This is a genomic window from Streptococcus sp. DD13 (genome assembly GCF_001578875.1).
Taxonomy (GTDB): Bacteria; Bacillota; Bacilli; order Lactobacillales; family Streptococcaceae; genus Streptococcus.
The window spans coordinates 241,715-264,009 of record NZ_KQ969506.1 but is presented as its reverse complement, the minus strand read 5'-3'; the positions used below and the strand labels follow the sequence as shown (position 1 = coordinate 264,009).

The following is a 22,295-nucleotide window of genomic DNA, read 5'->3' as shown; positions in this document are numbered from 1 at the left end:
TAACTTTTGGACCTTCTTCTGTTCCCACAATCACCTTTGAAATCCGGTCTAAAAAAGGCCATGTTCGACTACACCCACTGTATGATCCAGTTCATTTCCCAGTGCATAAGCATCCTCGATCCGTTTCAAATCTAAGTCCATAATAAAATTGCCCATATCCGTCACAAAGCGCTGGCCGTCTTTCTCACGAAAACTTGGTTCAAAACCGCGATCTGTAAAGTGTCGAAAGAGGTTTCCAGCTCCATACTGAACCACTTCAACTGGTAATTTGAAGGCACCGAGTGTTTTAACTACCTTAGACTCATCCACAATCCAAACACAATCTTTTGAATAGGTCGCTACGATTTTCTCCATCAAAAGAGCTCCACCGCCTCCCTTAATGCCATTCAAAGATCCGTCGACCTCATCTGCTCCATCAATGGTTAAGTCCACATATTCTACCTCGTCGATGGCCCTAAGAGGGATTCCCAAAGATTCCGCTTGTTTGTAGGTCGCTCGAGAAGTTGTGACGGCTGTGATGTCCAACCCTTCTTCCCTGACACGACGACCAAGCTCCTCCACAAAATAATAAGCAGTCGACCCTGTTCCAAGACCAACAATCATCCCTGGCTTTACTAACTCAGCTGCCTTGATCCCAACTTGCTCTTTTAAATTTGTCATAGAGTCACTCCATTTATTGTTTATTTCTGTCCTAATTATACCATTCTGACCCAGGATATGCTAGACCTTTTAGTCCTCAAACCACTTTCTCATTTGCTTATCTAAGTGCAATGATCTATCCCATAATCCAACTGCTAGTCTGCTCCAAATTCCTCCGCCACGACTTGCAATGCACGTTCAATAACCACATGCATGTCGTAGTATTTGTAGTCTGCTAAGCGTCCACAGAAGATCACCTTATCATCTTTCTCCGCTTCTTCTTGGTACTTAGCAAAGAGGACATTATTTTTGGCATCATTGATTGGATAGTAGGGTTCATCCCCTCGTTTCCAATCCGCTGGGTATTCACGGGTAATCACGGTCTTAGGCTGAGTTCCAAACTCAAAGTGCTTGTGCTCGATAATCCGCGTATAAGGAATCTCCCGCTCAGTGTAGTTGACCACAGCATTCCCTTGGTAATTTTCTTCATCCAACACTTCATGTTCGAAACGCAGACTCCGGTACTCCAACTCCCCATGTTTGTAGTCAAAATACTGGTCAATCATTCCTGTAAAGACAACTTTATCAGCTGAAGCTTCAAGCTCTTCACGATTGGCAAAGAAATCAACCCCAAGTTCTACTTCCACATCTTTCAGCATATTTTCAATAATGACATTGTAGCCACCGATGGGAATTCCTTGATAACGGTCGTTAAAGTAGTTATTATCAAAGGTCAACCGAACAGGAAGACGCTTGATGATAAAAGGTGGAAGATCTGTCGCAGAACGTCCCCACTGCTTCTCCGTATAGCCCTTAATTAACTTTTCGTAGATATCTGGTCCAATCAACTTAATCGCTTGCTCTTCCAAGTTTTTAGGCTCCACACCCTGCATGTCAGCCGTTTGCTCCGCAATCTTGTCCTTGACTTCTTGTGGTGTCTTGGTTCCCCACATGGCATAAAATGTATTCATGTTGAAGGGAAGATTGTAGAGATTGCCCTTGTAGTTAGCGATGGGTGAATTGATATAGTTGTTAAAGTCCGCAAATTGATTCACATAGTCCCAGACTTTTTTGTTAGAGGTGTGGAAAATGTGGGCACCATACTTGTGAACGTTCACCCCTTCCACCTCTTCACAGTAGATATTGCCTCCGATGTGATCCCGCTTGTCTATCACTTTTACGGTCTTCCCACGTTTCGTCGCTTCATGCGCAAAGATGGCTCCAGACAAGCCTGCTCCAACAATCAAATAATCGTACATCTATCGCTCCTTTTCTGATCACTTTATTATACCATACTTCCTTGGACAGCAAAAAAAGAGCCACAATGGCTCCTTTTATTAAGCTGGGAAAATGCCGTTTGCATTCAAAGCAGTCAAAATAATGACCCAAGCAATAATGGCAAAGACTGCCAATACTGTTGACAATAGGGAAGCATTTGACGAAAGCTCCGCTTCTTTTTCGTAGTTGATTGCGTAAGAAACCGCAACAGTTGCCGGTGGTGTCGCCATAAAGACTGTGATTGCAAAGATTGCAGGATAGCCCAATTGGAATCCAAAACCAGTTCCAACGACGTTGATCAAGAGCATCACTGCTAACATAACAGCTGGTACAACGACCAATTTAACGACTGAGTAATACCATACCGCTTTTTCTTTTATCGCATCTTTTAGATCGATTCCAGCCAAGGTCATACCGATCGCCAACCACGCAAGTGGAGAAGACAGATTTCCAAGGTATTGGAAGGCTTTGAACAACCATGGAAGGGTTTGGTCAATACGATAAAAAGCGAAATGGGATACAGTAGCTTCTACAAATTTTTTATTCACAATTTTTGGCTCAACATGGACATTCACTTGAGGAGCATACTGTTGAAGCAACCACAAAACAAATCCAAGGAAGGTCGCAATGACAATAGGGTTCAAGAAAATTTGCTTCAGATACTTGCGTTCAAACTTAGCCCCTGACATCACCACCAAGGCATAGGAATAAAGAAAGACCCGGTAGGCAATGTTAAACAAGTTGGCATAGAGTGTTCCAGCTGGTAAAATCGCATCGATAATCGGAAGCCCAAAGAAGGTCGTCGAACCAAAAATCGTCAAAATTCGTAACGTATCCTTACGATCTCCCTTAAACTGTGGAAATAGAACAAAAGACAGGACAATCAAAGCGATATAGGCGATAAAACCAAATGCAAAGGTGGATAATCCAGTCGTGAAGGTTTTGTCATTGATTGGCACCATAAAGGCATTAAAAGCCAAGAAGGGAAGGGTTAAGTTTAACAAAATATTGGATAAAACTTTACCACCATTTTCCGGCACGATTTTTTTCTTACGAGCATAGTAACCTGTCAGGATGACAAAAATGGTTGAGACGACAGCGCCCAAGAACGTTTTGTCACTCAAAATTTTAGCAAACAAATCATTATTCATCTATTTAAATCTCCTATATTGATGTGATTACAGAACTGAGTTGGTCAATTGACCTGTCGTCAGTACTTCGTTTAAATTGTCATAGCTGGTTTCAATCATATTGGACAAAGCTTCATCCGTGTTTGAACCAACATGTGGTGTCAACAAAATCTTTGGATACAAGTCAATCATTTCGCGAACAGTGGCATCTGGAATATCCTCTTTAGAAGCAAATTCTTTGAAGAAAAAGGCTGTTTCATTCGGCAAAACATCTGCTCCAAATCCATCCAACTTACCAGATTTAATGGCAGCGACAATTGCTTCGTTATCTTGTAATTCTCCACGCGCAGTGTTGATTAAGATAGCGCCGTCCTTCATTTTACTGATAAATTCTGCATTGACCATCTTATCATTTTGTCCTTTAAAGTAAGGAACGTGAAGGCTAACAATATCACATGTCGCAAGCAAATCATCTAATTCTAGAAACTCAACAACAGATTTGGCATACTCTGACTGAAAAACATCATATCCGTAAACTGTCGCTCCAAGTCCTTTAAAGAGTTGTGCTTCTGTCACACCGATGCGTCCAGTCCCAATAATCCCAACTTTACAATTACGGATTTCTTTAGAAAACATCGTCGCATCTACTTTAAAGTTTAGCTGGCGGGTTTGATTCACAGTATAGCTGACATGACGTAAAAGGTCCATCGCCAGGGTCAAGGAGAGTTCAGCAATCGCATTTGGAGAATAACCAGGAACATAGGCTACCTTTAATCCTAATGCTGCCGCCGCCTCTTTATCAATATGGTTAAAGCCAACTGTACGGGTGAACACATACTGGATTCCCCAGCTCGCCCATTTTTCCAAATTTTCTCGATCCGCCACACAGTTTCCTCGTAGGATGATTGCATCGCTTCCCTTTGCCGCATCCGCATTTTCATGGGTGGTTAAAGCCTCTACAAGATTTAGCTCATAACCATACTTGTTTAAAGCTTCAAAAAAAGGGACTTCATTCGGTCTCACACCGTAACAAGTAACTTTTAGTGTCATTCTTTCCTCCTATTGGTTCCGTTTCATCCATTTTATTTGGCCTGTAAAAATACATCCATTCAACGTTCAAACCTAGGAAATTATATCTTTTTTCTAACACAAAGTCAAGACTTTATTAAAAATATCACAAAGTTACTTCTCCATGACTGCTTCGTTTTCAGCTGCTTTTCTTATCTTTTTATCAGCTCACGCAACTTCCAAATAGGCTTCTCAAGTTCGACTCAAACCTTCTATCAATAAAAAACGTTTCACCCATGATCTGAGTAAAACGCTATTTTCAATACAAGATTCGAAGAAGACTGGCATGAATCACAAAATGCCCATTTTATCCTATCAGCCATTCAAGCCCTCTAGCGAAACGGATGGCTTAATCTGTAGCAGATGTGCCAATCCACTTGCCATTGTCCATGACAAAAGGTTTGGCTAAGCCCTCACCAGTATAGTCCTGGTATTTGGTTCCCAAATAGTCATAACAGTCTTGGATGGTCGTAAAATGAATGGCCTGGTAAGGCTCTTCAAAGGTTAATTTTTCTACAAATAAATATCCATCTCCATCAGGTACCAGGACACCCACGTGACCGACAAAAAGAGACTGTCCATCCAAATTATCATGCACAATAACCGATAGCATCCGGGCCTCTTCATCAAAGGTAAATTGCTTGAAATATTCCTCCATCTTTTTAGCATGAACAGCGACATCCTGCGTATCCTCCGTTTTCACCTTAGAAAACAAGGTCGTAAATCGCTCCTTATCAGATGCAGATAGCAATTTCCCCTTGTCGATGGCATCCAAATCCATAAAGAGCAAACTATCATCCTTTTGAATGCTTGGAATCTGGATTTTATTTTTCAGCAAGAGGTAGGTATTGATGCGACAATTGGTTCCGATGAAGTCCCCTTTTTTCTCCTTCCACAGACTCGTGATTTTCTCAAGGTCATACTCTTTTTTCTGGTAGGGTTCAAAAGTGCCGATGAGCCCAGTCGATCCGGTAACAGCGTTATAATCTTCTACTTGCTTTAAAAAATCATTCACATCCGCTTGATCAATGGAAGCGGAAAGGATGGTTCGGACCTGTTCCACACTCGCATTGCTGTTGAGATTAGAATAGGTGGAGGCAGCCTCTTTCTTTGTTTGGCGGCTCTGACTGTTTTCTGTACTTGACTGGTCTTCTCCTGTCCTACCTTGTGGGCGGCTACAAGCTGTTAACGAAGTTAATAAAACCAGCGAAGATAGCGTTAAGAACAAGAACCGGTGACCTTTTATTTTCATAACTTCCTCCTTGTGATGGATATTTTTTGTTCATAGATTGAACCAGATAACTCTTCTCAATGGCATCATACGCTATTCTCAGAACCTTGTCAATCCATTTTTACACCGGATTTTAAGAAAATTTTTTCACTCTTTTTCGGTCTCCTATCCTGGCTAGTAAAGAGAAAAAAAGAAAACCTTTAAGAAGATTTTCTTTCGCCAAATTCATACTTTTGGTGGATCGTTGCCCAGATAAAAAGAAGGATAAAAATTCCCATCAAGACAAGGTAAACAGGGAAACTATTGGCTGTCAATGTAGAGATTTCGATCACTCTTTGCAAGACGATAGCCGATACATAAAATCCAAGCACTGAAAAGGCAATCAGCAAGCCCCTCCACAGATTAAGTGGCAGACAGGCACGGATGACAGATATAAAGCCAATCGATCCTAGTAAGTAATAGGATAAGGTTGTAACTTCCATATCCGTCCAACCATGAGTAGCTCCCCAAAAACGAACAATCAACACACTCGCTACAACCATGAGTGCACTTGGCAAGGCTAAGCTCATGGAGCGTTTTAAAAAGTGCTTTTCGACAGGTTTGATATTACGCTCAAAGGTGAGTACAAATGGTGGGAATCCTTCCACAAATTGGTCGATGAGGGTCACCTGAATCGGAATAAATGGGAAAATTAATAGATAATGAACATTAAAGAGTGCAGCACTTGCGATACAAATGATAGCCAGAATAAAGGAATAAATCGTCTTGATAAAGAAGATTGGAGCAATACGTCCGATGTTGTTGACGACCCGACGACCTTCAAATAGGATTTCTGGTACATCATTAAAATCAGAATTGAGCAGGACCAGGTTGGCAATCTGACGCGTCGCTGGATCTCCTTCTGCCATAACGATGGAACAATCTGCTTCACGCAAGGCTAGGATATCATTGACCCCGTCTCCGGTCATTGCCGTGGTTCGACCCGCTGCTTTCAAGGTCTGAATCAATAATTTCTTCTGATGTGGGGACACCCGTCCAAAGATAGCCGTGGTTTCTGCCATAGCCACCAATTCCTCATCTGTAATTTTGGAACAGTCCACATAGCTCTGATAATTTGCGAAACCAGCTTGTTGGGCAATATGGGAAACCGTGATTGGATTATCCCCTGAAATGATCTTCAAGTCCACATCTTGTGATCGTAGGTAATCTAACGTTTCTGCTGCACCTTCTCGAATCGGATCTGTAATTTCAAGAACGGCTAAAGGCTGGATGTCCGTTGGAAGCTGAAGAGCTTGCTGATCCAGCTTTTCCTGACTCCGAACCAAGACCAGAACACGAGAACCACGATTTTGAGCTTGGATAACCGCTTGAGGATTTTCCTTCAGTAACATCTCCGGAGCTCCTAGGAAGATGGTCCCCAAGTTTTCAAAATAGATGGCTCCCCACTTCCGATCACTCGAAAAGGAAATCACATTACTGGTTGAGTAAGGATGGTTTTCTGTTCCATATCGATTGAAAATGGCACGCGCAGTCGGGTTGTTATCATCACTCGCCTGACTGTAGGCCGCTAGTATTTCAGTGATTTGCTCTTCACTGAAATCTTCCGTCAAAGATGAAACCGACTCCACCGTCATCTTCCCTTGAGTAATGGTCCCTGTCTTATCCAAACACAAGGTATCGACACGGGCCAAGGTTTCCACCGAATACATTTCTTGTACGAGGACTTTTCGCATCCCTAATTTGATAACAGCTGTCAGGAGCGAAGTGACTGTCAACAAAGCTATCCCTTTAGGCAGCATACCAAGAAGAGCCGTAGAGGTTGTAACCACCGAGTCTTTTACCGGTAACATCTTGAGCAACAAGGCCTCAAAAAACAGGGCTAAGCCAAACGGAATGATGATCTTTCCTGTAAAATTGGATATTTTCTCCAAGTTCATCAAGATGCGAGAATTAATCGGTTTGAGCGTCTTCGCCTCCATCATGAGCTGATTCGCATAATTGTCCCCCGCCACTCGGATCACTTCTGCATAGACGTGGCCACTGGCAAGGAAACTTCCAGATAACAGCTCATCTCCTTCCTCTTTTAGAACCAGATCACTCTCTCCAGTGAGCATGGCCTCGTTTGCTTCTGCTACCCCCGTCAAGACACGGGCATCACTAGGAACCTGCTCTCCGGCGCTTAGTCGTATGTAGTCTCCTAAGACGATGTCTTCGGGCGCGATTTGTTCCTTTTGTCCCTCTCGAATGACCGTCACCAATTCTCTGCTCAGGAGATTGAGCTTGTCAATCATATGTTTGGCCCGCAATTCGGTCACAATCCCTGAAAAGGCATTAAAACAGATGACCGCAAAAAAGACTAAGTTTGACCATGCCTGTACAGCCACGAGGGCCAGAGCAATCGCAAAGTTTAGCAAGTTAAAGAGCGTAAAGACATTTCGCTTCACAATCTGCCAGGTACTGGTACTAGCTGACGTTTGAAACTGATTGGTCAACCCTTGGGCTGTTTTTTGCGCAACTTGTGCTTGGCTTAAGCCAGTTAATTGTTTCTTATCCATACAGTCTATCTTACCTTTTTTTTGAATTTTTCGCTAGTCTCACCTCTGAAAAAGGTGCTAAATCTGCGCTGAAACAGGCAATCCCGTGTGACCCCAAATTTTCAAATCTCCCCATCAGACAAAAACAAGCAGCTGTGATACAATGTCCTTAAAATAGAAAACGAGGTTTATAGATATGCTTCAATATGATGTCATTGTAATCGGATTTGGAAAAGCCGGAAAGACGCTGGCTGCCAAATTAGCTACTGCCGGAAAACAAGTTGCGCTGATTGAAAAAAGCAAGGCCATGTACGGAGGGACTTGTATCAATATCGCTTGTATCCCGACAAAGACGCTCATTGTCGCTGCAGAAAAAGGATGGACCTTTGATCAGGCCATGTCTGAAAAAGGGGCCGTCACAAGTCGCCTGAATGCCAAGAATTATGCAAATGTAACCAATAGTGGCGTCACCGTTTTCGATGCAACCGCTCATTTTCTTTCCAACAAGGTTATCGAAGTCGTTGCCGGAGACGAGCGCCAAGAACTGACCGCGGACACGATCATTATTAATACTGGAGCACGTCCCCGTGTCCCTGCTATCCCTGGACTAGCAGACAGTCAGTTTGTTTACGATTCTACCGGCATTCAATCCCTTTCTTCCCTTCCAGAACGTCTAGGAATTTTGGGTGGGGGAAATATCGGCCTGGAATTTGCTCACCTCTACCAAAAACTTGGTAGCCAAGTAACTGTCCTAGACTCAGGATCAACCTTCCTCCCTCGAGTGGAACCAAGCATCGCCAAATTGGCCAAAGAGTATATTGAAGAAGATGGCATTGTGATCGAGCAAGGAGTCCAAGTCTCTGAAATTCGAAATGACGGCCATCAAGTGGTCGTGAAAGCAGACCAGCAAGAATATCGCTTCGATGCTTTGCTCTATGCGACCGGACGGGTCCCAAATATCCAAGACCTTACTCTTGAAAATACGGATATCCAGACAACTGAACGGGGCGCCATTCGAGTAGATCAGCACTTACAGACAACTGTTCCAGGTATCTTTGCTGTCGGGGATGTGAATGGAGGACCTCAGTTTACCTATATTTCTTTAGACGATTCACGTATTGTCCTTGATTATCTGACGGGCCAAGGCCTCTATTCTCTTGAAAGCCGTGGTGCCCTTCCCACCGCTCTTTTCATCTCTCCAACCCTTGCTTCTGTCGGTCTCACAGAGCAAGAAGCAAAAGAGCAAGGCCTTCCAGTTCTTACAAAGGAATTGTTGGTTGCTGCCATGCCTCGTGGACATGTGAATGGGGACCTGCGTGGTGCTTTTAAAGCTGTTGTCCATGCTGAGACCAAGGAAATCCTTGGTGCAACCTTACTCTCACAGGACGCTGCAGAGTTGATCAATATTATCAGCCTATCGATGGACTACCATATCACAGCGACAGACCTGTCCAAACAAATCTTTACCCATCCTACAATGGCCGAAAATCTAAACGACCTCTTTGCATTCTAACATCATTCCCCTTCAGAAACGGTCTGAGGGGGATTTATTTGCTCAAACTTATTATCTATCACAAATGGAGATTCCTAACCCACCTGAACTTCGTTTCCAACTACCCGGTCAGTAGGTTGGATTTCTTCTGCCACGATAGGCCTCCTACTTTTTGATATTCCCTTCTTTACCGACTGCGGATAAAGTCTAAGCGCCCTGCAGGACTCGAACCTGCTCAGAGTGGAGAACACACAAATCAAAATCCCTCTGTTCCTTTTGAGCGCATAAGAAAAGCACCTAGATTGAACTAAGTGCTGATTATTTACAAAGCTAGACCACGTTTTTTGAGTTCGGCCATGATAACCTCTTCATCTTCTTTAGAAAATGTGGTAAACCTCAAATGTGATAATTCTTCATCTGTCATCTCAGACGGGATGAGCTTAGGAGAACTCAACCCCATCGAGTCAATCTGAGAAAAAGCCTCTGATAAGTTCATTATTACTCGTTCTTTCTGACATTCATTTCAAGGACTATTCCGCCCTTATTTTCTTTCGCACTAATTATATCATATTTAGTGCCTCTTGGTAGAATAATCTCACTTTCGTCATCATTATCCGTGAAATATATGTGATGACTTTTAGGAATGTTGATAATTGTTTTAACAAGTCTATTCTTAAAGTAATTGTATTGAGGGATATAGCTTGTTGAGGTAAAGCCCGCATTTTTTGCATTCAAAACAGGAGTGAGCACCAAATTCCTTCCCTACATAATCATGTATACATAGGAATTCTCTAACAAACCACTTCTTTATTTTAAACAATTGATACATCGTTTTATCCCTCATGGATATAAGAAAAGCACCTAGATTGAACTAAGCGCTGATGATTTCAATTTCTTTAATAGCACTTTCAGGATATGAAAGGTCAGCTATGACAATTTCATCATCACCATCTAAATCATATCCATCAAACCACTCATCCACCTTGCCAATGATAGAGGTACCGTCACTCAATACAAGATGAACATTTTTGTCTACATATTCCCATAGTTTCATTGATTTCCTCCCTCTGTATCGTTTTTCGGCATTTTTGGCGCTAAATGAGTAGTTGATTTTGAAATATGGATAGTGAACTCATCTGTCTTCGTAGGATATTTTCCATCCAAATCAAAACGGCTGTAAGCCACACCACTCTTTTTATCAATTTTGATGACAGAACTAAACTGTCCTACTTGGCGTTTAATTATTGTTCCATCTAGGTAATTATCATCAATAATCTTCTGGATAGTTTCGTTATCCAGTTCGATGTAACCAGGTATTGGCTTACCTTTACTTCTATTTCGTGCCACATAGTCAGCATAAGCTGGATGGTCTTTACTATGCCTGTTTTGCTTATCCACATTGATAGTCAACGAGAGGGCACCGTTGTTGATTTCTTCTTGTAGCTCGGACTTGAGCAATATCTGTTTGTACCCTCTTGTATTATTATACCCCATTTTCTTAAATTCTGATAATGATATTGGCGCTTTTTCTCCTAAAAGTTCTTTAGCTTTATTGTACTCCTTAGTTACTTTAGCTTGTCGTTCTCTTAGCTCAACTTCTGTCTTCGCTTGGCTAAATGGATCATCATAGTACTTCTCCCTAGCGTAATCACGACGAAGAAACGGTTTATCTGCAAGATAGTCTCTCATGGCTCCTTGTTGGATCCTAATCTTGTTCTTATACGTGTCGATTCGTTCTTCCTTTTCAAATGAAGAGTTCAGCTTATCTTCAACGAAAAAGCAAGAAGCAATTCGGACAGTTTAGTCAGATAATGGTACAATAGAACTGCCACTAAATTGAAACATTTCCAACTGGAAACAGGATTCCTGGATCTACGTGAAGAAATGCTTGCTCAACAAGTATTACTAAAGGACTAATATGATAACAAAAGAATTTGATACTATTGCTGCTATTTCAACACCACTAGGAGAGGGAGCTATCGGGATTGTCCGGATCTCAGGAAGTCAGGCTTTTGAGATTGCCAGCCGCATTTTTAAAGGAAAAGATATCAACCGCCTTGCCAGCCATACCATTAACTATGGGCATGTGTATGATCCGGATCGACATGAAATTTTAGATGAGGTCATGCTGACGGTCATGAAAGCTCCCAAAACCTTTACCCGAGAAGATGTCATTGAGATCAATACACATGGTGGCATCGCGGTAACCAATGAAATTCTCCAATTACTCATCCGACAAGGGGCTAGAATGGCAGAACCTGGAGAGTTTACCAAGCGAGCCTTTTTAAACGGTCGTGTAGACCTGACCCAGGCTGAAGCTGTCATGGATCTGATCCGTGCCAAGACCGACAAGGCCATGAACAATGCTGTCCGTCAATTGGACGGTTCCCTTTCCCATTTGATTAAAGAGACCAGACAGGAAATCCTCCATACACTGGCCCAAGTCGAAGTGAACATTGACTATCCGGAATATGACGATGTCGAAGAGGCTACGACGGCGATTATTCAGGAAAAAACCTTGGAATTTCAGCAGTTATTGGAAGGCTTACTCCGAACAGCTAAACGAGGAAAAATCCTCCGTGAAGGAATCTCGACAGCCATCATCGGTCGTCCAAATGTTGGAAAATCCAGCCTCTTAAACAATCTGCTCCGAGAAGAAAAGGCTATCGTAACGGATATAGAAGGAACGACAAGAGATGTCATCGAAGAATACGTCTCTATCAAGGGGATTCCTCTGAAATTAATCGATACTGCTGGTATCCGTGATACGGATGACCTAGTGGAAAAAATCGGTGTCGAACGTTCTCGCAAAGCCCTATCCGAAGCCGACTTAGTCCTCCTTGTTCTAAACGCTAGCGAACCCCTCACGGATCAAGACCGACAGCTTTTGAACCTCTCAGATAAGAGTCGCCGCATCATTCTCCTCAATAAGACCGATCTTGAAATTCGGATCAATCAAGACGAACTTCCCGATGACTGTATTCCGATCTCCGTTTTGCAAAACAAGAATATTGATCACATTGAAGACAAAATCAATGACCTGTTCTTTGAAAACGCGAAGCAAATCGAACAGGATGCCACTTATCTATCCAATACCCGTCACATCAGCTTAATTGAACAAGCTGTGGCTTCCCTCCAAGCTGTCAATGACGGACTAGCACTCGGTATGCCAGTTGACCTGCTACAAGTCGATTTAACCCGGTGTTGGGAGATTCTGGGGGAAATCACTGGTGAGGCAGCACCAGATGAACTGATTACCCAACTGTTCAGTCAATTCTGCCTAGGAAAATAATAAAAAGAAAGACAGAAAGTAAAAGTCTAGATCTACTCTCCCTTTCGATTCAACATCGAGAGGAAGGTTTGGTCCAACTCCTACTTCTGTCTCTTTTTCTTCTTCATTGATTGAACTGACTCCAGTCAGTATACGTTCAAGCTTATTCCCCCAACCGTTCTTCCAACTTAAAGTCAATCGGTAACATCTGTAAGAAAATCTCTAACTGTTTCTCCCAATAATACCATTCATGCGTTCCTGGACTATGGCGAGCTTCTAGATCTAGACCTAGATTTGACAATTTCTTCACAGCAATCTGGTGCAAGCCATAAAGGTAATCTCCTTCTCCACACCAGGCATAGAGTTTGGTCTGACGATCAGAATCTTTTGCAATATTTAAAATAGTGTTGGGATTCTCATGAGGATGCGACAAGTCTCCAAAAATCCCCTGCCAAAAAGCTTTCTTTTCTTGAAACTCAGGTCGATCTGCCAGAGCATCCACCATGCCCTCAATGTATAAAGCACCTGAAAAAGACGCAGCATAACTAAAGCGATTGGTGCTTAAGGCTAACTTAAAAGCACCATAGCCACCCATGGATAAGCCAGCAATAAATGTTTTTTCTCGTTTTGTAGACATATTCGGGAAAAATCGTTTCAACACACGAGGTAACTCTTCTACAATCGCATCATAATAGCGCACGCCATAGTTTGTATTGGTATAAAAGGCATTATCGGTATTGACCATCACTACGATGAGATTGGTATAGCGCAAGATTCGGTCCAAGTTGGTGCGGTTGAGCCAAGAATCTTGCGTGCCACCCATTCCGTGAAGGAGATACAAAACGGGAATATCTGGATCATCTGGATGGTCCACGCGACTCAAATCTGGGTAGATGATATTGACTCGGTTTTCTTTATCCAAAATTTCTGATCGGTACTCGATGCGCATAATAGCCATAATCTTCTCCTTTTTGTTAGCAGATAAGGGCTGAGATGATCCCAGCCCAAAAACAGGTTATTTGACTTCCATGATGACTGGAAGGATAGAAGGTCGACGTTTGGTTTGATCATAGAGATACTTAGACAAGTCATCGCGAACTGTGGACTTCAACTCACCCCAATCAAAGCTATCCTTCGTAAAGTACTTCTCAACGGATTGGTTGACGATTTCAGAAGCTTCTCTTAAAATATCACGACTCTTCTTCACATAAACAAAGCCTCTTGTGTGAACTTTAGCTTTTGAGATGATCCGTTTTTCTCGTCGATTCACGGTAATTGCAACGATAAAAATCCCATCCTCTGAAAGAATCTTCCGGTCGCGCAAGACGATATTTCCGACATCTCCAATCGCATTTCCATCAATCATGACATCACCAGACGGAACGGCACCTGCATGTACAAAATCACCGTTTTCATAGGACATTACGTCGCCACGTTTGACGATAAAAATATTTTCAGGATAAAAACCAATCGCAAGAGCAGCCTTCGCATGGGCATCCAATTGCCGATACTCCCCTTGGATAGGGAAGAGATATTTTGGTCTCAAGAGGTTGAGCATCAACTGCAAGTCCCGCGCATTTCCATGCCCTGAAACGCGTAGTGAGTCGGTCACAGATTTGACAACTCCTCCTGCTTGGTAGATTTGATTTTCCACACGGGCTACAACGGCTTCCTTAGAAATCGTTGGGGTCGTGACGATGTAAACCAGGTCTCCATCTTGAATCTGGACATAACGATGTCGGCCAATAGACATCTTTCTAAGTCCATTTAACGGTTCTCCCATACGACCTGTTTCAAGGACGATGAGCTCATGATCTTCGTATTTATTCATGTCCTTTGGTTTCACAAGCAATCGTTCACTAGCCAGACGTAGTTTTTTTAATTTGATCGCGGTCCGGACGATATTTTCTACATCATGACCTGTGAGGACAATCCTGCGTCCTGTCTCTTCCGCAGCATCAATGATTTGTTGGATACGAGCGATGTTGCTAGCTACCGCGGCAACAATGACACGACCTTCCCAATCTTCAATGGTTTGGAGGATTTCTTCTGCTTCTTCATGCATGCTCGCAACTTGTACCGCACTATCGGCATTCGCAGAATCCGATAGGAGGGCCAATACGCCCTCTTGTCCAATCTCGGCCAGGCGACTAAAGTCTGTTCGGTAGTATTTATTGGCTGCCTGGTCAAATTTGAAATCCCCTGTATAAACAATATTCCCTTGGTCTGTCTTGACTACAATCCCCAAACTCTCTGGAATGGAGTGGGTTGTTTTGAAAAAGGAAATCGTCGTTTCATCAAATTCAATCTCTGTTTCAGCATTGATCACATGAAATTCATTGAATTTCTTGGTTGCATTGTAGGATTTCACTACAAGCTTTGCAAGCTCAATCGTTAAGTGCGAACCAAAAACAGGGACTCTAACCTTTTCAAGCAGATAAGGAAGTGCTCCAATCGCATCTGCATGTCCGTGGGTCAGAAACACCCCAGCTACCCGATGTTTATTTTCCTCCAGATAATCAAAGTTCGGCACGATGATATCAACACCTAACTGCTCGTTTTCTGGATACTTTAAGCCCGCATCCAAAACAAAAATTTGATCATTGACCTCAGCAATGTAGAGATTTTTTCCATTTTCTCTTACTCCGCCCAGGGCCATAATCTTTATTGTACTCATAATGACTCCTTTTAAATAGAATATTTACTAACGGTCCTTGGCTCCCCAAGTCGAATTACAGTCTTGCAATATCTTGCATATCTTCTTTATTTTACACTATTTTTGTGTATTTCTCAATGGTGGACAATGAGGGTCGTCAATATTCATACAAGGACTCTGGTGACAAGACCTCGATATGACATCGATCTGCTAAAAGAACTCCGTCAGATCAGCCTGCCGATCTCCGCAGACAAAAAATAATGAACCATCTCATTCGATGATTCATTACATTTTTAAGGATAGTGAGCAAAAGCCCCTATTTGTTGAGCATCTGAAACAGTTGAAACCCTATCCGTTACTCAAAAAAGCGATAATAATCCTCGATCTTCATCCCTGCTTTTTTGTCGCGATTGACGTCCTCGATAATTTTTCCATCCCTCATCACAATCAAACGATTCCCAAATTTGAGGGCATCCTCCATGTGATGGGTAATCATAAGAGCTGTTAAGCCCAAGCGCTCGATGAGATCATCTGTCAAGGACATAAGGGACACTGAGGTCTTTGGATCCAGAGCGGCCGTATGCTCATCCAACAAAAGCAACTCCGGCCGTTTAATCGTAGCCATCAAGAGACTTAAGGCTTGGCGCTGGCCACCTGACAAGGATTCTACTGGCGTTTGCATATGACGTTCCAACCCATTCCCGATAGAGGGCAAGAGTTCAGCAAACTCTGGAAGATACTTTTCTAAATGGCGGGGTCTAAATCCCCTCTTTTCTCCGCGATACTTAGCTATCAACAAGTTTTCGGCTACGGTCATCCGAGGAGCTGTTCCCATCTTTGGATCCTGAAAGACACGAGACAAGTAGCTTGCCCGTCTTTCTGCTGGCCAATTGGTGACATCCTCTCCGTCAATCAGAATGGAGCCGCTTGTCAGACTCAGCGTTCCCGCTATGACGTTAAACAAAGTGGACTTTCCAGCCCCATTGCCACCTAGCACGGTAATAAAATCCTTGTCAAAAATTTTTAACGAAACATGGTCCAAAATGACCTTTTCTTCATTTAAGCCATTGTTGACAATCTTGGTGGCATCTTTTAATTCTACAATTACTTTAGTCATTTGTGCAATCGGACTCCTTTCAGAATCTTCGCTCTAAAGACGGGAATCATCAAGCATATAGCTAAGATGACGGCCGAGATGATTCTCAGATAACTGGATGGGAATCCAAGGACAAGGACACCCAAGATGAGAAACTGATAAAGGATGGCTCCGATAGCAATGGAGATAAAACGTTCGCCCATTGATAATTGACGAAAGAGCACTTCCCCTATGATAATGCTTGCAAGACCAATCACAATCACCCCAATTCCTCGGGAAACGTCTGCAGACTGCTCATACTGGGCAATCAAGGCTCCAGATAGGGCAATAATCCCATTGGATACGACCAAGCCTAATAACTCCATCCTGCCTGTCCGGATACCGAAAGAGCGTGCCATATCTGGATTATCTCCTGTGGCAATATAGGCTTGTCCTATCCGCGTATGTAAAAAGAAGAGCATCCCGAAAATCACAGCAACAACCGCTATGATCCCTACAGAAAGAATATTGAACTCATTGCTGAAGGGAAGAAAATCTTGAATTACTTTTGTGTTGAGGAGTCCTAAGTGTGATGTTCCCAAGATAAAAAGAATCACTGAGTTACAGGACGTCATCACTAAAATTCCTGCTAAGATGGTCGGGATTTTCCCTTTTGTATAAAGCAATCCCGTTACCAATCCCGCTAGTGCCCCAGCTAAAACGGCTCCAATCGTCGCAAGAATGGGGTCAATCCCACGAGATAGGAGACTAACTGCGACAGCTCCTCCAAGAGGAAACGATCCTTCCGCAGTCATATCTGGGAAATTTAAGATCCGATAGGTCATAAAAATCCCTAATCCTAAGATGGTCCAAAACAGACCCTGAGCAACGGTCGAGAGTATCATTGCTTCTCCTTTCTCTCATCCTGTATAGTCCGTTAAATGTCAGTCGCGTCTTATTCAATCACCTTGGCATCTTTCAAAAGAGAATCTGGGATGGTAAGGCCTAATTCGCTGGCTGCTTTTTTATTGATCACGACGCTTCCTTTGTCATAAATATCTACTGGAGTGTCAGCAGGGTTTGCACCTTTAATCACTTTAGCAATCATCTTCCCTGTCGCAACTCCTAACTGACGTTGGCTCAAGGTCGCACCTGCAATAGAACCTTTTTGAACAAAGTCCTCTACACTACTGTAAACTGGTGTTTTTGTCTTGTTTGCTGTCGTAATCACAGACTCAAATCCATTAGCGATCGCGTTGTCTACAGGAATATAGATGGCATCTACCTTCCCAGCCATGACACCGACAGTTGAGATGATGTCATTGGTTGATGAAATCGCATACGGTTGAACCGTATATCCTGCTTTTTCCGCAATGGAAGTGAATTTTTCAACTTGACTCTTGGAGTTGGATTCGTTAGAAGAATACAAGATACCGATGGTCTTTACATTTGGAGTAATTTCCTTGATTAAGTCAACTGTATCCCCGATTGCTTCTTGATTTGAGACTCCAGTGACATTTGCCCCAGGTTTTTCAAGACTTTGAACAAGTTTAGCCCCGACTGGGTCACTGATCGCTCCCATGATAACAGGCTTTTCTTTCTCCGCATTCGCAAGCCCTTGGGCTGCAGGTGTCGCAATCCCTACAAAGATGTCATTCTTGTTTTGGACAAGAAGATTCGACATGGTTTGCACCTGTGATTGGTCCCCTTCCGCATTTTGGAAATCAATTTCAATGTTCTTTCCTTCTTCGTAACCCTCTTCTTTTAAACCATCTTTAATGCCTTGATAAATTTCATCTAATGATGGGTGAGTGATATACTGTAGAACCCCGATTTTTACAATTTTTTTATCTGCTAATTTGGCTGACGCGTCCTTTGAATTGTTCGAAAAAAAGCTAGAATAAGCTACTCCACCAAGGACCAATACGACTAAAGCAGTAACAACATAAAGCAACGATTTATTTTTCATATTCCTCTCCTTTTCCATCGTTTTCTTCTGAAAACGAAAAGCCCCCACATACCAAAAGGTATGTGAGGGCGTCAATGACACGGTGCCACCTCACTGATGGAACTATCTAGAATCGTCCATCACTCAGCCTCCTCTAACAAGGAGTTGCACTGTAAGGTGTGCGCACCGAATTCTCATTGTTTTGAATTCCTTTTATTCCTCAGCCCATTTCATAAAAGTCCGCTACTTGTTCACAATCTCCACAAGCTCCCTGAAAACTTTCTTTTATTACTTTTCTGATTGAGGTTATTATACGGCAAGATTTTTCACCTGTCAATAGTTTTTTGATAATTTTTTAAAAAAATCCATGATATAATGATACCGATAAACTATACCGGAATGCAGTGCTTCACGTATTGCCTAAACTACTGGATCAAAAAGGGAGGACTCTATGTCTTTTGATGGATTTTTTTTACACCATATGACACACGAGCTGCGAGAACAATTACTAGGAGGTCGGATTCAAAAGGTTAATCAGCCCTTTGAACAAGAATTGGTCCTAGGAATTCGAAACAATCGCGCCAATCATAAGCTGCTACTGTCCGCTCATTCTGTTTTCGGTCGTGCTCAGCTAACTCAAATAGAGGTGACAAATCCACCGATTCCAAACACCTTTACCATGATTCTACGGAAATACTTGCAGGGTGCGATCATTGAACGGATTGAACAGAAAGAAAACGATCGGATTCTTGAATTTTCCATGTCCAACAAGGATGAGATTGGTGATCATATTCAAGTTGGTTTAATCATTGAGATTATGGGAAAACACTCCAATATTTTCCTTGTAGATCGAACTGAAAATCGCATTATTGAGGCCATCAAACATATCGGATTTTCCCAAAATTCCTATCGAACCATTCTGCCTGGATCAACCTATATTGATCCCCCTCAAACCCAGCGACAAGATCCCTTTACGATCGATGATGAATCCTTATTTGAGCTATTACAGACGGAAAAACTAACACCTCAATTTCTTCAAGAACGATTTCAAGGATTAGGTCGGGACACTGCACATGAACTATCCGAACGGCTAGTCGGCTCCAACCGTCTGAAAACATTTCGGAGCTTTTTTGAGATGCAGACGATTCCAAGCCTAAGCGATAAGAATTTTAGTCCCATTCCATTTTCAACTTCTAAAAACCACTTCGATTCCCTTTCACGTTTGTTAGATGTGTATTACCAAGACAAGGCTGAGCGAGACCGCGTCGCCCAACAAGCCAACGAACTCATCCGTCGGGTCAGCAACGAATTAGAAAAAAACAAGAAGAAATTAGAAAAACAAGAAAAAGAATTGGCCGCAACTGATCATGCCGAAGATTTCCGGCAAAAAGGGGAACTCCTCACCACCTACCTGCACCAAGTCCCAAATGATCAAAACACCGTCACCTTAGACAACTACTATACCAATGAACCGTTAGAGATTTCTTTGGATGTCGCTTTGACACCCAGCCAGAATGCACAGCGCTACTTCAAACGTTATCAAAAACTAAAAGAAGCGGTCAAACACCTGCATCTCCTGATTCGGGAGACCAAGGAAACGATTGCCTACTTAGATAGCGTAGAGACCATGCTCAGTCAGGCCAGCCTAGCAGATATTTCTGAAATCCGAGAAGAATTGATCGAAACTGGATACATCAAGCGACGGCACCGTGAAAAAATAGCCAAACGAAAAAAACCAGAACAATACCTGGCAAGTGATGGAAAAACCATCCTTTTGGTGGGGCGAAATAATCTTCAAAACGAAGAATTGACTTTTAAGATGGCCAAAAAGGGAGAACTTTGGTTTCATGCAAAGGATATTCCAGGAAGTCATGTCATTATTCGTGATAATCTAGACCCAAGTGATGAGGTCAAGACGGATGCGGCAGAGCTAGCCGCTTATTTCTCCAAGGCCCGCCTATCCAATCTGGTTCAAGTTGATATGATTGAAGCTAAAAAGCTGCATAAGCCAAGCGGAGCAAAGCCAGGTTTTGTGACCTACACTGGACAAAAGACCCTACGTGTCACCCCAGAAGAAGAAAAAATAAAGTCTATGAAGATTTAAAAAATCCACTCACTTTGAAAAGGACAGGAGAAGAACCTTCTCTTGCCTTTTCATTTTACAGTGATTCGTTACACTGCTTCAGTCAGTTCCCATCGACTAGCACTCCATAAAATGACTCTAAGCTCTATTTTTGAACGTGATTTTCGGACGGTTTGTATTTTTAATTGATTTAGTGTATAATATTTCTTATATTCATCTGAAAAGGGAGTAATATGTCAAAAAAACAAAAGATTCATATCAATGACAAGGGCGAACTTGAAAACGGAATGGTCCGTGGTCTCAGCAATCGCCATGTTCAGTTTATTGCCATCGCAGGGACGATTGGAGTTGGATTGTTTAAGGGAGCTGGCTCATCTATCTCCCTGACAGGTCCTTCTATCATATTCGTCTATCTACTGACCGGTCTCTTCATGTATTTTATGATGCGAGCTATGGGCGAAATGCTCTACCAGGACCCTGATCAGCACACCTTCATTAACTTTATCAGCCGGTATCTGGGGCCTAGCTGGGGCTACTTCTCTGGATGGTCTTACTGGATTTCCTTGATTCTACTCGGGATGGCTGAAATAACAGCGGTTGGCGATTACATGCACTTCTGGTTCCCCAACCTACCTTCTTGGATCATCCAGTTGGTTTTCCTTGTCGGTCTCACCTCGATCAATCTCATTGCTGTAAAAGTATTTGGTGAAACGGAATTTTGGTTTGCCATGATCAAAATCGTTGCGATTTTAGCCTTGATCGCGACGGCTATTATTATGGCACTCACAGGCTTTCAGACAGACTTTGGTAAGGTCCAAATCAGCAATATTCTTCAAAATTTCCAAGTAGCTCCCAATGGCTGGATGAGTTTTATTGCTTCATTCCAGATGGTCTTTTTTGCCTACCAAGCGATTGAGTTTGTCGGGATTACCGTATCAGAAACAGCCAATCCGCGAAAAGTCCTGCCAAAAGCAATCCGGGAGATTCCTTCACGTATTCTTATTTTTTATGTTGGATCTCTGCTAGCCATTATGTCCATTATTCCATGGAATCAATTGTCAACCAGCGGATCAGTGGAAGACTCTCCATTCGTACTTGTCTTTCAAATGGCTGGTTTCAAATGGGCCGCAGGACTGATTAACTTTGTTATCCTGACTTCCGCAGCCTCTGCCTTAAATTCGACCCTTTATTCGACTGGTCGTCACCTCTATCAACTCTCTCATGAGGCACCAAACAAGCTGATGACCAAGACAAAATTGCAAGCTCTTTCACATACGGGCGTTCCCAGTCGAGCCATCATTTTCTCTGCTATCATCATTGCAGGATCCGCATTGGTTGGAATGATTCCAGGAATTCAATCTGCCTTCCAACTGATCACTGCTGCTTCTTCTGGTGTCTATATCACAATTTATCTCTTGACCATGTGGGCCCACTTACGCTACCGTCAATCTAGTGATTTCATGGCGAATGGTTACCTAATGCCCCGTTACAAATTGCTTAATCCTTTAACCATGATTTTTATGCTATTCGTTTTTGGGACCCTCTTCTTACAAGTTGATACCCGGTATGGGGTATACGGATCCATTGTTTGGATCATCTGCTTAGGCTTCGTTAGTTACAGACGCTTCCGGAAACAGGCGAAAAAGGACATTTAAAAACGATGTCTCCTGCGGGTCTGCTTTTCTATTATTCAGACTAGCTTTTGGAGAATATCCATACATAGAATCCTAAAAAACACTCCTAAGACTCAATGATGAGCCTTAGGAGTGTTTTTGGTTTTCTCAAAGCTACTGAATCCATCAACCTGCAAGGTCGACACGATGCTTAGTTGATTGAGAACAGCTGCTTTTAAATGCGGACAACCTGAAGTTTCTCTCCACCTAGTAAAAC

Annotated in this window: 18 protein-coding genes and 1 pseudogene; 4 read left to right on the top strand and 15 right to left on the bottom strand. The window is 42.6% G+C overall.

The window, feature by feature from the left end; genetic code table 11:
• From rpiA to STRDD13_RS01185, 6 genes and pseudogenes are all read right to left on the bottom strand, one after another.
• Positions 1 to 660: pseudogene (gene rpiA / locus STRDD13_RS01210) on the bottom strand (ribose-5-phosphate isomerase RpiA); the annotation flags it as partial.
• A gap of 134 nt (positions 661 to 794) precedes the next feature.
• On the bottom strand, positions 795 to 1,898 hold the full coding sequence (glf, locus tag STRDD13_RS01205; RefSeq protein WP_067100802.1) for a UDP-galactopyranose mutase: 1,104 nt from the start codon (positions 1,896 to 1,898) through the stop codon (positions 795 to 797).
• Between the two features lie 78 nt (positions 1,899 to 1,976).
• The gene (locus STRDD13_RS01200; RefSeq protein ID WP_067100800.1) at positions 1,977 to 3,068 is read right to left on the bottom strand and encodes an AEC family transporter; all 1,092 of its coding nucleotides are present in this window, start codon (positions 3,066 to 3,068) and stop codon (positions 1,977 to 1,979) included.
• 27 nt (positions 3,069 to 3,095) lie between these two features.
• Complete coding sequence (locus tag STRDD13_RS01195; protein WP_067100797.1) at positions 3,096 to 4,097, bottom strand: 2-hydroxyacid dehydrogenase; 1,002 nt, start codon at positions 4,095 to 4,097, stop codon at positions 3,096 to 3,098.
• A 367-nt stretch (positions 4,098 to 4,464) separates the two neighbouring features.
• Positions 4,465 to 5,361 carry a DUF4300 family protein gene (locus STRDD13_RS01190; RefSeq protein ID WP_443031065.1) on the bottom strand — a complete coding sequence of 299 codons (897 nt, stop codon included), beginning with the start codon at positions 5,359 to 5,361 and terminating at the stop codon, positions 4,465 to 4,467.
• Between the two features lie 185 nt (positions 5,362 to 5,546).
• Positions 5,547 to 7,901, bottom strand: coding sequence for an HAD-IC family P-type ATPase (locus STRDD13_RS01185; RefSeq protein WP_067100791.1), 2,355 nt, complete (start codon positions 7,899 to 7,901; stop codon positions 5,547 to 5,549).
• A gap of 175 nt (positions 7,902 to 8,076) precedes the next feature.
• Between STRDD13_RS01185 and STRDD13_RS01180 the strand changes: the two genes are divergently transcribed.
• On the top strand, positions 8,077 to 9,393 hold the full coding sequence (locus STRDD13_RS01180) for an FAD-containing oxidoreductase (protein WP_067100788.1): 1,317 nt from the start codon (positions 8,077 to 8,079) through the stop codon (positions 9,391 to 9,393).
• Positions 9,394 to 9,694: 301 nt separating this feature from the next.
• On the opposite strand, the gene STRDD13_RS08365 is transcribed toward STRDD13_RS01180, so the two are convergent.
• The 4 genes from STRDD13_RS08365 to STRDD13_RS01165 form a co-directional block, all read right to left on the bottom strand.
• Positions 9,695 to 9,868 (bottom strand): hypothetical protein, encoded by a 174-nt coding sequence (locus STRDD13_RS08365; RefSeq protein ID WP_156471226.1) that lies wholly within the window; start codon positions 9,866 to 9,868, stop codon positions 9,695 to 9,697.
• Between the two features lie 2 nt (positions 9,869 to 9,870).
• Positions 9,871 to 10,122 (bottom strand): ADP-ribosyltransferase, encoded by a 252-nt coding sequence (locus STRDD13_RS08935; protein ID WP_067100785.1) that lies wholly within the window; start codon positions 10,120 to 10,122, stop codon positions 9,871 to 9,873.
• 121 nt (positions 10,123 to 10,243) lie between these two features.
• Positions 10,244 to 10,426: a 4-hydroxy-3-methylbut-2-enyl diphosphate reductase gene (locus tag STRDD13_RS01170; protein WP_067100782.1), complete on the bottom strand. Its 183-nt coding sequence runs from the start codon at positions 10,424 to 10,426 to the stop codon at positions 10,244 to 10,246.
• Positions 10,423 to 11,061 carry a polymorphic toxin type 50 domain-containing protein gene (locus STRDD13_RS01165; RefSeq protein ID WP_067100780.1) on the bottom strand — a complete coding sequence of 213 codons (639 nt, stop codon included), beginning with the start codon at positions 11,059 to 11,061 and terminating at the stop codon, positions 10,423 to 10,425. Before STRDD13_RS01165 ends, STRDD13_RS01170 begins: the two co-directional genes overlap by 4 nt.
• Positions 11,062 to 11,290: 229 nt before the next feature.
• On the opposite strand from STRDD13_RS01165, the gene mnmE reads away from it, so the two are divergent.
• Positions 11,291 to 12,664 carry a tRNA uridine-5-carboxymethylaminomethyl(34) synthesis GTPase MnmE gene (gene mnmE / locus STRDD13_RS01160; protein ID WP_067100776.1) on the top strand — a complete coding sequence of 458 codons (1,374 nt, stop codon included), beginning with the start codon at positions 11,291 to 11,293 and terminating at the stop codon, positions 12,662 to 12,664.
• 142 nt (positions 12,665 to 12,806) lie between these two features.
• Here the strand turns inward: mnmE and STRDD13_RS01155 are convergent, their stop codons facing one another.
• The 5 genes from STRDD13_RS01155 to trpX form a co-directional block, all read right to left on the bottom strand.
• Positions 12,807 to 13,601, bottom strand: a complete 795-nt coding sequence (locus STRDD13_RS01155; protein WP_067100774.1) for an alpha/beta hydrolase — start codon at positions 13,599 to 13,601, stop codon at positions 12,807 to 12,809.
• Positions 13,602 to 13,658: 57 nt separating this feature from the next.
• Positions 13,659 to 15,320, bottom strand: a complete 1,662-nt coding sequence (locus STRDD13_RS01150; protein WP_067100771.1) for a ribonuclease J — start codon at positions 15,318 to 15,320, stop codon at positions 13,659 to 13,661.
• 334 nt (positions 15,321 to 15,654) lie between these two features.
• Complete coding sequence (locus STRDD13_RS01145; protein WP_067100769.1) at positions 15,655 to 16,416, bottom strand: ABC transporter ATP-binding protein; 762 nt, start codon at positions 16,414 to 16,416, stop codon at positions 15,655 to 15,657.
• Positions 16,413 to 17,279 carry an ABC transporter permease gene (locus tag STRDD13_RS01140; protein WP_067100766.1) on the bottom strand — a complete coding sequence of 289 codons (867 nt, stop codon included), beginning with the start codon at positions 17,277 to 17,279 and terminating at the stop codon, positions 16,413 to 16,415. The genes STRDD13_RS01145 and STRDD13_RS01140 overlap by 4 nt, the downstream gene beginning before the upstream one ends.
• 50 nt (positions 17,280 to 17,329) lie before the next feature.
• Positions 17,330 to 18,343 (bottom strand): tryptophan ABC transporter substrate-binding protein, encoded by a 1,014-nt coding sequence (trpX, locus tag STRDD13_RS01135; RefSeq protein ID WP_067100763.1) that lies wholly within the window; start codon positions 18,341 to 18,343, stop codon positions 17,330 to 17,332.
• 430 nt (positions 18,344 to 18,773) lie between these two features.
• Here trpX and STRDD13_RS01130 point away from each other — a divergent pair, with 430 nt between their 5' ends.
• Both STRDD13_RS01130 and STRDD13_RS01125 read left to right on the top strand, forming a co-directional pair.
• A complete protein-coding gene (locus tag STRDD13_RS01130; protein ID WP_067100756.1) occupies positions 18,774 to 20,426 on the top strand; it encodes an Rqc2 family fibronectin-binding protein in 1,653 nt (550 codons plus the stop codon).
• A 212-nt stretch (positions 20,427 to 20,638) separates the two neighbouring features.
• Positions 20,639 to 22,060 (top strand): amino acid permease, encoded by a 1,422-nt coding sequence (locus STRDD13_RS01125; RefSeq protein WP_067100754.1) that lies wholly within the window; start codon positions 20,639 to 20,641, stop codon positions 22,058 to 22,060.
• Positions 22,061 to 22,295: the final 235 nt, after the last annotated feature.

What these genes read in the sequence shown, in the direction of transcription:
- glf (WP_067100802.1), bottom strand. Translation starts at nt 1,898, where the DNA reads ATGTACGATTATTTGATTGTTGGAGCAGGCTTGTCTGGAGCCATCTTT.
- STRDD13_RS01200 (WP_067100800.1), bottom strand. Translation starts at nt 3,068, where the DNA reads ATGAATAATGATTTGTTTGCTAAAATTTTGAGTGACAAAACGTTCTTG.
- STRDD13_RS01195 (WP_067100797.1), bottom strand. Translation starts at nt 4,097, where the DNA reads ATGACACTAAAAGTTACTTGTTACGGTGTGAGACCGAATGAAGTCCCT.
- STRDD13_RS01185 (WP_067100791.1), bottom strand. Translation starts at nt 7,901, where the DNA reads ATGGATAAGAAACAATTAACTGGCTTAAGCCAAGCACAAGTTGCGCAA.
- STRDD13_RS01180 (WP_067100788.1), top strand. Translation starts at nt 8,077, where the DNA reads ATGCTTCAATATGATGTCATTGTAATCGGATTTGGAAAAGCCGGAAAG.
- STRDD13_RS08365 (WP_156471226.1), bottom strand. Translation starts at nt 9,868, where the DNA reads ATGAACTTATCAGAGGCTTTTTCTCAGATTGACTCGATGGGGTTGAGT.
- STRDD13_RS01170 (WP_067100782.1), bottom strand. Translation starts at nt 10,426, where the DNA reads ATGAAACTATGGGAATATGTAGACAAAAATGTTCATCTTGTATTGAGT.
- STRDD13_RS01165 (WP_067100780.1), bottom strand. Translation starts at nt 11,061, where the DNA reads ATGAGAGACTATCTTGCAGATAAACCGTTTCTTCGTCGTGATTACGCT.
- mnmE (WP_067100776.1), top strand. Translation starts at nt 11,291, where the DNA reads ATGATAACAAAAGAATTTGATACTATTGCTGCTATTTCAACACCACTA.
- STRDD13_RS01155 (WP_067100774.1), bottom strand. Translation starts at nt 13,601, where the DNA reads ATGGCTATTATGCGCATCGAGTACCGATCAGAAATTTTGGATAAAGAA.
- STRDD13_RS01150 (WP_067100771.1), bottom strand. Translation starts at nt 15,320, where the DNA reads ATGAGTACAATAAAGATTATGGCCCTGGGCGGAGTAAGAGAAAATGGA.
- STRDD13_RS01145 (WP_067100769.1), bottom strand. Translation starts at nt 16,416, where the DNA reads ATGACTAAAGTAATTGTAGAATTAAAAGATGCCACCAAGATTGTCAAC.
- STRDD13_RS01140 (WP_067100766.1), bottom strand. Translation starts at nt 17,279, where the DNA reads ATGATACTCTCGACCGTTGCTCAGGGTCTGTTTTGGACCATCTTAGGA.
- trpX (WP_067100763.1), bottom strand. Translation starts at nt 18,343, where the DNA reads ATGAAAAATAAATCGTTGCTTTATGTTGTTACTGCTTTAGTCGTATTG.
- STRDD13_RS01130 (WP_067100756.1), top strand. Translation starts at nt 18,774, where the DNA reads ATGTCTTTTGATGGATTTTTTTTACACCATATGACACACGAGCTGCGA.
- STRDD13_RS01125 (WP_067100754.1), top strand. Translation starts at nt 20,639, where the DNA reads ATGTCAAAAAAACAAAAGATTCATATCAATGACAAGGGCGAACTTGAA.